Source organism: Candidatus Methylomirabilota bacterium, from assembly GCA_035260325.1.
GTDB lineage: Bacteria > Methylomirabilota > Methylomirabilia > Rokubacteriales > CSP1-6 > AR19.
This window is the reverse complement of record DATFVL010000203.1, coordinates 1-11,570: the sequence shown is the minus strand read 5'-3', so window position 1 is coordinate 11,570 and position 11,570 is coordinate 1. Positions and strand designations below refer to the sequence as shown.

The window sequence follows — 11,570 nt, the reverse complement described above, 5'->3', positions numbered from 1 at the left end:
CGCGTCGTCTACCTGCCCTGCACCGCCGAGAACAACTTCGAGCCCGCGCTGCCCGACCGGCCGGTGGACCTCGTCTACCTCTGCTTCCCGAACAACCCCACCGGCGCCGTGCTCACGCGGCCGGTCCTCGCGCGCTGGGTGGACTGGGCGCGCCGCCAGCGCACGGTGCTCCTCTACGACGCCGCGTACGAGGCCTACGTCCGCGACCCGGACATCCCGCGCTCGATCTACGAGGTCGAGGGCGCGCGCGAGGTGGCGATCGAGTTCCGCAGCTTCTCGAAGACCGCGGGCTTCACCGGCACGCGCTGCGCCTTCACCGTCGTCCCCAAGGAGCTCCAGGGCACGGACGCCGCGGGCAAGCCCGTGAGCCTCAACGCGCTCTGGTTCCGGCGGCAGTCCACGAAGTTCAACGGGGTCGCCTACATCATCCAGCGCGCCGCCGCCGCGGTCTACACCGACGAGGGTCGGTACCAGGTGCGGGCCGCGATCGACTACCGCATGGAGAACGCCCGCCTCATCCGGCAGGGCCTCGAGGCTGCGGGGCTCCGCGTGTACGGCGCCCGGAACGCGCCCTACATCTGGGTGAAGACGCCGCCCGGGCTCTCGTCGTGGGGCTTCTTCGACAAGCTCCTCCGCGAGGCGCACGTGGTCGGCACGCCGGGCTCGGGCTTCGGGCCGAGCGGGGAGGGCTACTTCCGCCTGACGGCCTTCGGCCGGCGGGCCGAGGCCGAGGAGGCGGTCGAGCGCATCAAGACGCGGGTTGCGCTCTAGCTCGCGCCCGACCTAGGATCGCCGGGTGAAGGCGTTGCGGCCGCTCGTCCTGCTCCTGCTCCTCGCCGGCGCGCTCCCGGCGCCCGCGTACGCCCAGGTGTTCCTCGGCTCGCGCGCCCGCCCGGAGTTCACGATCGGCCCCCTCTTCGTCTCGGCGACCGTGAAGCCGTCGCTCGGTCCCGCGACGGTGAGCGTGTCGTGGAGCCTCGTCCTCCGGCCGAACAAGACCCCGGACGACGTCGCCCAGGACCTCGACCTCCTGTGGCCGGCGGAGCTCACGGGCGGAACGAAGGATCACGCGGATGCGGCGCTCGCCGCCTTCGTCGAGGGCCTGGGCTTCAAGGTGAAGCGCGCCGGGCGCCTCCCCGTGCTCGCACGCAACCGTCTCGACATGGGAACGAACACGCAGGCCCAGCCCGTCGGCGAGGCGTCGTTCGTCACCTTCTTCCGCGAGGGCGCCGGGCTCGACCGCGACCGCGCGTCGACGTACATCCGGATCCCGTGGACGCCGAAGTTCACGAGCCCCGACTGGCTCATGAACCTCCGGTTCGAGGTCCGCGACCTCATCGCGCCGCGACCGGCCACCTGGGCGGAACAGATGTTCTGGGGCCAGCGCTACGAGGCGACGCTCGGATTCGGCGACGTCGGGCAGCTCACCCTCTATCCGATGTACTTCGGCCGGCGCGAGTACGTCGCGCGGCTGGCCCGCGACTTCTCGATGCTCCTCCTCACCTTCGAGGGCGCGGACCACCTGAAGCTCGAAGAGGTCGTGCCGGCGTCGGCGACGCGCCGGCCGAGCCAGGCGCGCGCGGGCACGGAGGTGGTGTCGATCCCGCTGACCGCCTCGGAAGGCATCACGCCGCAGGTGCTGAAGGTGGGCTTCACCTACTTCTCGGGCCGGATCGCGTGGCGGCCGGTTCTCATCTCGATGCTCTTCCTCGGGCTCGGCAACGTCACCGGCCCGCTGGTGGTGGCGCTCCTGCGGCGGCTCGGCCGGGTCGCGCGGGCGCGCGTGCAGGTCGGCCGTCGGACGGCCGCACCGCCCCGGGAGACGGGGACCATCCTCTCGCGCGACGTGCTCGCGGGCCTCCTCCCCGGCGAGACCACCTACGAGGACGTCGTGCGGCGCTGCGGCGCGCACGCCGAGGAGCGCGAGCAGCTCTCGGGGGGCCGGCGCACCCTCGTCTACCGCGGGCAGCGGCTCGTCCCCAACCGGCGGCGGACCTTCGGCTGGTTCGCGACGGTGGGCCACTGGGACGTCGAGCACCACGAGGTGGAGATCGAGCTGGAGGGCGGCCGGGTCCGCGACGTCACCGCGCACGTGCGGCGCACCCGGCTGACGGAGCCTCAGACCGTCTGAGGCGCCGGCGCGGCGCGCGCCGGGCAGGGCGAGCCGGAGTCTACGTCTCGTACGCGCGCTCGTACTGGGCGCGCAGCCGCTCGAGCTCCTCGGGGTCGAGGCGCATGCCGAGCGCGAGCCCCATCTCCCCGAGGATCGTCTTGATCTCGTTCAGCGACTTCTTGCCGAAGTTCTTGGTCTTCAGGAGCTCGGCCTCGCTCTTCTGGACGAGGTCCGCGATCGTGCGGATGTTCGCGGTCTTGAGGCAGTTCGACGCGCGCACCGACAGCTCGAGCTCGTCCACGTTGCGGAAGAGGTTCTCGTTCAGCTCGGTCCGCGGCCCGGCCTCGGCACGCTCCGCGGTCTCCTCCGGCGGCGCGGACTCGGGGAAGCGCTCGAGGAGCGTGAAGTGGTCCTCGAGGATCCGGGAGGCCTCGGCGACCGCGTCCGTCGGCGCCACGCTGCCGTCCGTCCAGACCTCGAGGACGAGCCGCTCGCGGTCGCCCGCGGGCTCGACGTGGAAGTTGACGCGCTCGACCGGCGAGAAGTCGGCATCGAGGAGGATCGCGTTGATCGGCAGCGCCTCGGGCTCGCGCTTCTCGGCGGCCACGTAGCCGCGCCCGCGCTCGACGCAGACCTCCATCTCGAGCACGCCGTCCTTGTCGAGCGTGGCGAGCGGCACGTCCGGCGTGAGGATGTCCACGTCGGCGTCCTTCTCGAAGTCGCTGGCCTTGACCACGCCCGCGCCCTGCGCCTTCAGGCGGAGGATCTTCGGGCGGTTGACGTGCAGCGCGAAGACCACCTTCCGGAGGTTCAGCATGATGTCGAGCGTGTCTTCGGTCACGCCCGGCAGGTGGGAGAACTCGTGGAGCACGTTTTCGATCTTGACCCAGGTGGGGGCAGCGCCGTGGATGGCCGACAGGAGCGCCCGGCGGTACGCGATGCCGATCGTCAGGGCGAAGCCCGACTCGAAGGGCTCGATGCCCAGTTTGCCGTATGTCTTGTCCTGGACAGCCCAGTCGTGCCGCGCGGGAAGCTGAAGCTCCAGCATGAAAACCCCCTGGGAAGTTTGCGGGGCCCCGGCCCCAGGTCTGACAGTATACCAAAGCTTCGGTGATACAGTAGAATCATGCGGTTGCGCGTCGTCGCCCTCGCGCTTGTCGCGGCCGTGTTCGCCGCGGTCTGGCTCGGCTGGCAGGTGCTCACCCCCGCCCCCGCGCTGGCGGACGGCGGGCGCCTCGTGCAGGTCCCGGCCCACGCCGGAATCCTCTCGATCGCGACGACCCTCTGGCGGGGCGACGTGATCCGGAGCCCGAGCGGGTTCGTCCTCCTGAGCCTCGCGCGCGGCAGCTCGCGGCGGCTCCAGGCCGGCGAGTACGAGATCGAGCGCGGGGCGACGACGCTCGACGTCCTGCGGCTCCTCGAGAACGGGCGGATCAAGCTGCACCCGGTGCTGCACCCCGAGGGCGCGAGCGTCGCCGAGCTGGCAAGAGCGCTCGACGCCGCACAGCTCGCGCGCGCGGCCGACGTCGTCCGCCTGGCCCGCGATCCCGCGTTCCTCCGGACGCTCGGCGTCGACGCGCCGAGCCTCGAGGGCTACCTCTTCCCCGACACCTATCAGTTCGTGCGCGGCATGACGGCGGAGGAGATGCTGACGCGCATGGTCCAGCGCATGCGCGGCAAGCTCGACCCCGACCTCGTCGCGCGCGCCCGCGCGCGCGGGCTCGGCGTCCACCAGCTCCTCACGCTCGCCTCGATCATCGAGCGCGAGGCCGTGGTGCGCGACGAGATGCGACTCATCTCGGCGGTGTTCTGGAACCGCCTCAAGCTCGACATGCCGCTCCAGGCGGACCCGACGGTGCAGTACGCGGTCGGCAAGGAGCGGCGCGCCCTCACGCGCGCCGACCTCGCGACGGACAGCCCGTACAACACCTACCGGCGCACCGGGCTCCCGCCCGGGCCGATCGCGAGCCCGGGACTCCCCGCGATCCGGGCCGCGCTCGATCCCGCGCCCGTGAAGTACCTCTACTTCGTCGCGATGAACGACCGGCGGCACTACTTCTCGACCACGGTCGCGCAGCACAACGCCGCCGTCGCCCGGTACCGGCTCGCTCACGATCGCTGAACCGTGATATAACCCGCGACATGCCGCGCTCGTCCGCGCTCGACCGGGTGCTCCGCGAGACCGACGCCCGCGAGCCGGAGCCGCTCGTCCACCGCGTCCTCCGCGGCCCGGCGCGCCGCGTCTTCGAGCGCATCTTCGACTTCGCGGTCGACGGCCTCGAGCACCTGCCGTCCGCCGGGCCGTACATCGTCGCGGCGAACCACCACAACTACCTGGACGGCGTGGTGCTGCAGCTCGCGACCCCGCGCCCGATCGCGTTCATCGTGATGCCGCGCGTGTGGCGCGCGACGCCGCTCCACCCGTTCTTCCACCGCCACATCGGCTCGATCCCGATCAACCTCGAGCGGCCCGACGTCGGCGCGCTCCGCAGGGCGCTCGGCCGGCTCGCCGCGGGCGGCGTGGTCGGCATCTTCCCCGAGGGGCCGTTCAGCGTCCGGGGCCGGCTCGAGCGCGGGCTGCCCGGCGTGGCGCTGCTCGCGCTGCGCTCGGGCGTGCCGGTCGTTCCCGCCGGGATCGCGGGCACGTTCGAGGCGCTCGTCGGGCGCGCGTGCCACATCCCGCGGCCGAGCCGGCTGGCGGTGCGCTTCGGCGCGCCCCGCCGGTTCACGGCGGACGGCGGCGACGGGCGGCGGTCCGCGCGCGAGCGCGTAACCCGGCGGATCATGGACGACATCGCGGCGCTCCTTCGGTGAAGCGCCGCGCACGCGGCCGCGCGCCGCGCGGCGCCCCGCCGGCGGGCCGGGTGGCGGGCAAGCTCTGGGGCGGCCGCTTCACCGAGCGCGCCGATCCGAGCGCCGAGCGCTTCACCGGCTCGCTCGCCTTCGACCGGCGGCTCTGGGCCCAGGACATCGCCGGCAGCGTCGCCTGGGCGAAGGCGCTCGCCCGCGCGGGCCTCCTCACCGCGGCGGAGCACGACGCGATCGCGAGGGGCCTGGCGGGGGTGCGCGCCGAGCTCGAGAGCGGGACCTTCCTCTTCCGCCCCGAGCTCGAGGACATCCACACGAACGTCGAGCGCCGGCTTCAGGAGCTCTGCGGCGAGGTCGGCGGCAAGCTCCACACGGGCCGCTCGCGCAACGACCAGGTCGCCGTCGACGAGCGCCTCTACCTCAAGGACGTCCTCGCGCGCCTCGGCGACGGGCTCCGGCACGTCCAGGAGGCCCTCCTCGCGCGCGCCGCCGAGACGGTGGACGCGCCCATGCCCGGGTACACGCACCTCCAGCGCGCCCAGCCGGTCGTGCTCGCGCACCATCTGCTGGCTTACGTCTTCATGCTCCAGCGCGACCGGGAGCGCTTCAGGGACGCCGGCGCGCGCGCGGACGTCCTGCCGCTCGGCGCCGCCGCGCTCGCCGGCACGCCGTTCCCGATCGACCGCGAGGCGCTCGCGAGGGATCTGGGCTTCGCCGCGGTGTCGCCCAACAGCCTCGACGCCGTGAGCGACCGCGACTACGTCCTCGAGTTCCTCGCCGCCGCCGCGATCACGGGCATGCACCTGTCCCGGCTCGCCGCCGACCTGACGCTCTGGGCGACGGCGGAGTTCGGCTTCGTCGAGTTCGCGGACGCCTTCGCGACCGGCTCGTCCATCATGCCGCAGAAGAAGAACCCCGACGTCGCGGAGCTGATCCGGGGCAAGAGCGGCCGGCTCTACGGGAACCTCGTCGCGGTCCTGACGGCGCTGAAGGGCCTCCCGCTCGCCTACAACTCCGACATGCAGGAGGACAAGGAGCCCCTCTTCGACTCGGTGGACACGCTCGAGGCGATCGTGGCGGTCCTGCCGCCCATGCTGGCGTCGCTCACCTTCCGCGTGGACCGGATGCGCCGCGCCGCGGGCGAGGACTTCGCGACCGCGACCGACCTGGCCGACTACCTCGTGCGGAAGGGCCTGCCCTTCCGCCAGGCGCACGCGCTCGTCGGGCGGATCGTGCGCCACGCGCTCGACGAGTCGAAGACGCTCGAGGACCTCACGCTCGCCGAGCTGCGCCGCTTCTCGCCGCTGATCGACGGCGACGTCAAGGACGCGATCACGGTGGAGGCGTCGCTCCGCGCCCGGGCGGTCACCGGCGGGACGGCGCCGGCCGCGGTGCGCCGCGCCCTCCAGCTCGCGCGCGCGCTCGTCGCGCGCGCATGACCGCGCGTCGCGCGCTTCCGCTCGTCGCCCTCGCGGCGCTCACCCTCGTCGGGTGCGGCAAGAAGGGGCCGCCCGTCGCGCCCGAGCAGCGCGTGCCCGCGGCCGTGGCGGACCTCGCCGCGGTCGTCCGCGAATCGGCCGTCGAGCTCGCCTGGACCAACCCGACGCGCCGCGCCGACCGCACGCTGCTCCGCGACCTCACGCTCGCGCGCGTCTACCGACGCGAGGACGACGGGCGCGGCGCGCCCGCCGCCCCGCCGCTCTCGGACGGCGCGCTGAGGGGCTTCGCCGAGCTCGCCACGATCCGGCTCGCGGCGCCCGAACCCGCGACGCTGCAGGGCAACCGTATCGTGTTCACCGACCGCGAGAGGCTCGTCCTCGGCCGGCGCTACGCCTACGTCGTCGTGACCGCCGATTCGCTCGGCCGGGTCGGCCCGCCGTCGCGCCAGGTCTCGGTCGCCTTCCTCGCCGCGCCCGAGGCGCCCGCGGCCGTGGCGGCCCGGCCGGGCGAGCGCGAGGCGCGCCTCGGCTGGCGGCCGCCCGAGCGCCTGAGCGACGGCAGCGCCGTCCCCGGCCCGCTCGCGTACGAGGTGCTGCGGGCGCCGGCCCCCGACGCGCCCCTGGGCGCCGCGGGGCGCACGGCCGAGGGGACGCTCGCGTTCACCGACCGCGACCTCGAGAACGACCGGACCTACTACTACGCGGTGCGCGCGGTGCGGACCGAGGCCGGCACCACGGTCCTCGGCGCGCTCTCGCCGCGCGTCGCCGTGACGCCGCGGAAGGTAACGCCGCCCGCGCCGCCTGCGGACCTCGTCGCGATCGCCTCCGAGGGCGCCGTGCGCCTCTCGTGGAGGGCGAGCCCGACGACCGACGTGAGCGGCTACGTGGTGTACCGCGCGCCCGTGGGCGGGGCGTTCGTCCGCATCGGCGTGACCCAGGCGCCGGCCGCCACGTTCATCGACCGCGACGTGCCGCGCGGCGCCTGGCGCTACGCCGTCACGGCGGAGGACTCGGCCGCGATCCGCAACGAGAGCCGGCGCTCGAACGAGGCGACGGTCACCGTACCTTGACTTCACCCCGGCCGGGTGCTACGAAGAACCTTTACATGGATCCATTCGCCTACCGGCACTCCGAGCTCTGCTGCGAGCGCGTGTCGCTGCGCGCGCTGGCCGCCGAGGTCGGCACGCCCGCGTACGTCTACTCGAAGGCGGCGCTGCTCGAGGGCTACCGGGCGTACGATCGCGCGTTCGCCGAGGTGCCGCACGTCGTCTGCTACTCGGTCAAGGCGAACTCGAACCTCGGCGTCCTCGGGGTCCTCGCCCGGGCGGGGGCCGGCGCCGACATCGTGTCGGGCGGCGAGCTGTTCCGCGCGCTCCGCGCCGGCGTCCCCGCGAAGAAGATCGTCTTCTCGAGCGTCGGCAAGACGCGCGACGAGATGCGCGCGGCCCTCGAGGCCGGCATCCTCCTGTTCAACGTCGAGTCGCTCTCCGAGCTGCGAAAGCTCGACGCGGTCGCCCGCGAGCTCGGCGTTCGCGCGCCGGTCGCCCTCCGCGTGAACCCCGACGTGGACCCGCAGACCCACCCGTACATCGCGACGGGGCTCCGCGCCTCCAAGTTCGGCATCCCGCACGCCCAGGCGCTCGAGGCGTACGCGGAGGCCGCGGGCCTCAAGGGCGTCGAGGTCGTCGGCGTGGACATGCACATCGGCTCGCAGCTCACCAAGGTCGCGCCCTTCGCCGACGCCGTGGCGCGGATCGCCGCGCTCGTGAAGACGCTCCGCGAGCGCTCGATCGAGGTCCGCCTGGTCGACGTCGGCGGCGGCCTCGGGATTCGCTACCGCGCCGAGACGCCGCCCAGTCACGCCGAGTATGCGACGGTGCTCTTGCCGCCCCTCCGGGAGCTCGGCGTCACCGTCCTGCTCGAGCCGGGCCGCTCGATCGTCGGCAACGCCGGCGTGCTCGTCGCGCGCGTCGTCGACCGCAAGGACACGGGCGAAAAGAAGTTCGTCGTCATCGACGCCGCCATGAACGACCTCATCCGGCCGGCGCTCTACGACTCCTATCACGAGATCCAGCCGGTCAACGAGGCGCGTCTCGGCGATCCCGCGGAGAAGGTGGACGTGGTCGGCCCCGTGTGCGAGTCGGGCGACTTCCTGGCGAAGGACCGCGACCTCGCGCGGACCGAGGAGGGCGACCTCCTGGCGGTCATGAGCGCCGGCGCCTACGGCTTCGCGATGGCGTCCAACTACAACACGCGGCCGCGCGCCGTCGAGGTTCTGGTCGACGGCGACCGTTACACGATCGTGCGCCGCCGGGAGACCTACGAGGACCTGGTGGCGGGGGAGACGATCCCATGAGTGCGAGATTCCGGGGTTCGTTCGTCGCGATGGTCACGCCCTTCCGGAACGGCAAGGTCGACGAGGCGAAGGTGCGCGAGCTGGTCGAGCTCCACGCGAGCCACGGGACCGACGGGCTCATCCCCTGCGGCACCACCGGCGAGTCGCCGACGCTCTCCCACGACGAGCACAAGCGGGTCGTCGAGGTGGTGCTCGAGGCGGCGCGCGGGCGGCTCCCGGTGATCGCCGGGACCGGTTCCAACTCGACCGCGGAGGCGATCGACCTGACGAAGCACGCCGAGCGCGCGGGCGCCGCGGGCGCGCTGGTCGTCAACCCCTACTACAACAAGCCCACGCAGGAGGGGCTCTACCGTCACTTCCGCGCCGTCGCCGAGTCGGTCGCGATCCCGATCCTCGTCTACAACATCCAGAGCCGGACGGCCGTCAACGTCGAGACGGGGACCCTGGAGCGCCTGGTCCGCGACGTGCGGAACGTCGCCGGGGTGAAGGAGGCCTCGGGCTCGCTCGACCAGATGAGCCAGGTGATCGCCGCGTGCGGCCCCGACTTCGCGGTGCTCTCCGGCGACGACAACATCACGCTGCCGCTCCTCGCGATCGGCGGGCACGGCGTCGTCTCCGTGATCGCGAACATCCTGCCGCGCGAGACCGCGGAGATGGTGCACGCCGCGCTCGACGGTGACTGGAAGCGCGCGCGCGAGCTCCACTACAAGCTGTTCCCGCTGGCGCGGGCCGCGTTCCTCGAGACCAACCCCATCCCGATCAAAGAGGCCATGGCCATGGCCGGGATGCTCGAGCCGGAGTTCCGGCTGCCGATGTGCCGGATGGGCGAGGCCAACCGCGAGAAGCTCCGCGCCGTCCTCACGCAGTACGCGCTGATCAAGTAGCGGTCACCGTATGCCCATCGATGTCGTCGTGGCCGGCGCGGCCGGCCGCATGGGCAGCCGCATCGTCGCGTGCCTCCGCGAGGTCCCCGAGCTGCGCCTGGTCGCGGCGCTCGAGGCGCCGGGACACCGGGCGCTCGGCAGCGACGCGGGCGAGGTCGCCGGCGTGGGCCGCCTGGGCGTCGCCGTCGGCGCCGACCCCGGCGTCGCGATCGCACGCGACCGCGTGCTCGTCGAGTTCTCGGTGCCGGAGGCGTCGGTCGAGCACCTGCGCGCCGTCGCCCGCGCGGGCGCGCGGGCCGTGATCGGCACGACCGGCTTTTCCCCCGACCACAACCGGGAGATCGCCGACCTGGCGAAGCACGCGGCGATCCTCGTCGCGCCGAGCATGTCGGTCGCCGTCAACGTCGCCTTCTCGCTCCTGGCGACGATGGCGAAGGCGCTCGGCGACGACTACGACGTCGAGATCACCGAGACCCACCATCGCTTCAAGAAGGACGCGCCGAGCGGCACCGCGCTGCGGATGGCCGAGGTGGTCGCCGAGGCGCTCGGCCGCGACCTCGGCACGGCCGCCGTCTACGGCCGGCAGGGGCTCACGGGCGAGCGCACGCGCAAGGAGATCGGCATCCTCTCGCTCCGCTCTGGCGACGTCGCCGGCGAGCACACCGTCTCGTTCGGCGCGCTCGGGGAGCGGCTCGAGCTGACACACAAAGCCCACAGCCGCGACGTCTACGCGCGCGGCGCCCTCCGGGCCGTCCGCTGGGTGGCCGCGCGACCCCCCGGGCTCTACTCGATGCAGCACGTCCTCGGCCTCGCCTGAGCGGGCGCCGTCATGCAGATCGTGCGCTTCAAGGCGGGCGGCAAGACGCGTTACGGCGCGCTCGAGGGCGGGGCGGTCGTCGAGTACACGGGCACGCCGTTCGCCCTCTTTCGCCGCGGGCGCCGCCGCTACCCGCTCACGCAGACGGTCCTGCTCGCGCCCGTGGTGCCGTCGAAGATCGTCGCGGTCGGCCTCAACTACCGCGACCACGCCAAGGAGATGCACCTTCCCCTTCCCGACGAGCCGCGGATCTTCCTGAAGCCGACGACCGCGATCGTCGGGCCCGACGACCCGATCGTCTACCCGCCGCAGAGCCGGCGCGTGGACCACGAGGCGGAGCTCGCGGTCGTCATGAAGCGCCGGTGCCGCAACGTGCCGGCCGAGCGCGCCCGCGAGTACGTGCTCGGCTACACCTGCCTCAACGACGTGACGGCGCGGGACCTCCAGCAGCGGGACGGCATGCCTTCGCGGGCCAAGGCGTTCGACACCTTCTGCCCGATCGGACCGTGCATCGCGACCGACATCGACCCGAACGCGGTGACGATCGAGGCGTGGGTCAACGGCGGGCTCCGGCAGTCGTCGAGCACGAAGGAGCTGATCTTCCCCGTCGAGGAGATCGTCGCGCGCGTCTCGGAGGTGATGACCCTCCTGCCGGGCGACGTGATCGCCACCGGCACGCCGCCGGGCGTGGGGCCGCTCGAGCCCGGCGACCGCGTCGAGGTCCGGATCGAGGGCATCGGGAGCCTCCGGAACACCGTCGTGAAGTGGTGATGCGCGACCGGCTCCTGCTCGAGGACGTCCGCTTCTACGGCCAGCACGGGCTCACGCGGGCGGAGCGGGCGGTGGGCGCGTGGTTCTCGGTGGACGCCGAGCTCTCCCTCGACCTCGAGCCGGCCGCCGTCTCCGACGACCTCGCCGCCGCGGTGGACTACGGCGCGGTCGCCCGCCGGCTCGTCGAGATCGGGACGAGCCAGCGCGTGAACCTCATCGAGCGGCTCGCCGGGCTCATGGCCGAGGCGCTGCTGAAGGAGTTCCCCGCGCAGGAGGTCAGGGTGCGCGTGCGGAAGCTCACGCCGCCGCTCGCGGGGCTGGTCGGCACGCCCGCGGTGGAGCTCGTGCGGAGGCGCTGATGCCGCGGGTCTACCTCTCCCTC

12 protein-coding genes are annotated in these 11,570 nt (G+C 73.1%); 11 read left to right on the top strand and 1 reads right to left on the bottom strand.

What is annotated here, in order from left to right:
* Positions 1-771, top strand: a 771-nt coding sequence (locus tag VKG64_13260; protein HKB26010.1) for an LL-diaminopimelate aminotransferase, incomplete at its 5' end; no start/stop codon positions are given.
* A gap of 25 nt (positions 772-796) precedes the next feature.
* Positions 797-2,131: a hypothetical protein gene (locus VKG64_13255; GenBank protein ID HKB26009.1), complete on the top strand. Its 1,335-nt coding sequence runs from the start codon at positions 797-799 to the stop codon at positions 2,129-2,131.
* Positions 2,132-2,171: 40 nt separating this feature from the next.
* Here VKG64_13255 and VKG64_13250 read toward each other — a convergent pair whose 3' ends face one another.
* Positions 2,172-3,161, bottom strand: a complete 990-nt coding sequence (locus VKG64_13250) for a DNA-directed RNA polymerase subunit alpha (GenBank protein ID HKB26008.1) — start codon at positions 3,159-3,161, stop codon at positions 2,172-2,174.
* A 78-nt stretch (positions 3,162-3,239) separates the two neighbouring features.
* Here VKG64_13250 and mltG point away from each other — a divergent pair, with 78 nt between their 5' ends.
* From mltG to folB, 9 genes are read left to right on the top strand one after another with little or no spacing between them, the layout of a single operon-like run.
* The gene (mltG, locus tag VKG64_13245) at positions 3,240-4,235 is read left to right on the top strand and encodes an endolytic transglycosylase MltG (GenBank protein ID HKB26007.1); all 996 of its coding nucleotides are present in this window, start codon (positions 3,240-3,242) and stop codon (positions 4,233-4,235) included.
* A gap of 20 nt (positions 4,236-4,255) precedes the next feature.
* Positions 4,256-4,927, top strand: coding sequence for a lysophospholipid acyltransferase family protein (locus VKG64_13240; protein ID HKB26006.1), 672 nt, complete (start codon positions 4,256-4,258; stop codon positions 4,925-4,927).
* Positions 4,928-4,977: 50 nt separating this feature from the next.
* Entirely contained in the window at positions 4,978-6,360 is a 1,383-nt protein-coding gene (gene argH / locus VKG64_13235; GenBank protein ID HKB26005.1) for an argininosuccinate lyase, read from the top strand.
* On the top strand, positions 6,357-7,430 hold the full coding sequence (locus tag VKG64_13230) for a hypothetical protein (protein HKB26004.1): 1,074 nt from the start codon (positions 6,357-6,359) through the stop codon (positions 7,428-7,430). The genes argH and VKG64_13230 overlap by 4 nt, the downstream gene beginning before the upstream one ends.
* A 35-nt stretch (positions 7,431-7,465) precedes the next feature.
* Positions 7,466-8,716: a diaminopimelate decarboxylase gene (lysA, locus tag VKG64_13225; protein ID HKB26003.1), complete on the top strand. Its 1,251-nt coding sequence runs from the start codon at positions 7,466-7,468 to the stop codon at positions 8,714-8,716.
* Positions 8,713-9,600, top strand: coding sequence for a 4-hydroxy-tetrahydrodipicolinate synthase (dapA, locus tag VKG64_13220; protein HKB26002.1), 888 nt, complete (start codon positions 8,713-8,715; stop codon positions 9,598-9,600). The genes lysA and dapA overlap by 4 nt, the downstream gene beginning before the upstream one ends.
* 10 nt (positions 9,601-9,610) lie before the next feature.
* Positions 9,611-10,417 (top strand): 4-hydroxy-tetrahydrodipicolinate reductase, encoded by an 807-nt coding sequence (dapB, locus tag VKG64_13215; GenBank protein HKB26001.1) that lies wholly within the window; start codon positions 9,611-9,613, stop codon positions 10,415-10,417.
* Between the two features lie 12 nt (positions 10,418-10,429).
* Positions 10,430-11,188 (top strand): fumarylacetoacetate hydrolase family protein, encoded by a 759-nt coding sequence (locus VKG64_13210; GenBank protein HKB26000.1) that lies wholly within the window; start codon positions 10,430-10,432, stop codon positions 11,186-11,188.
* On the top strand, positions 11,188-11,547 hold the full coding sequence (gene folB / locus VKG64_13205) for a dihydroneopterin aldolase (protein HKB25999.1): 360 nt from the start codon (positions 11,188-11,190) through the stop codon (positions 11,545-11,547). Before VKG64_13210 ends, folB begins: the two co-directional genes overlap by 1 nt.
* Positions 11,548-11,570: the final 23 nt, after the last annotated feature.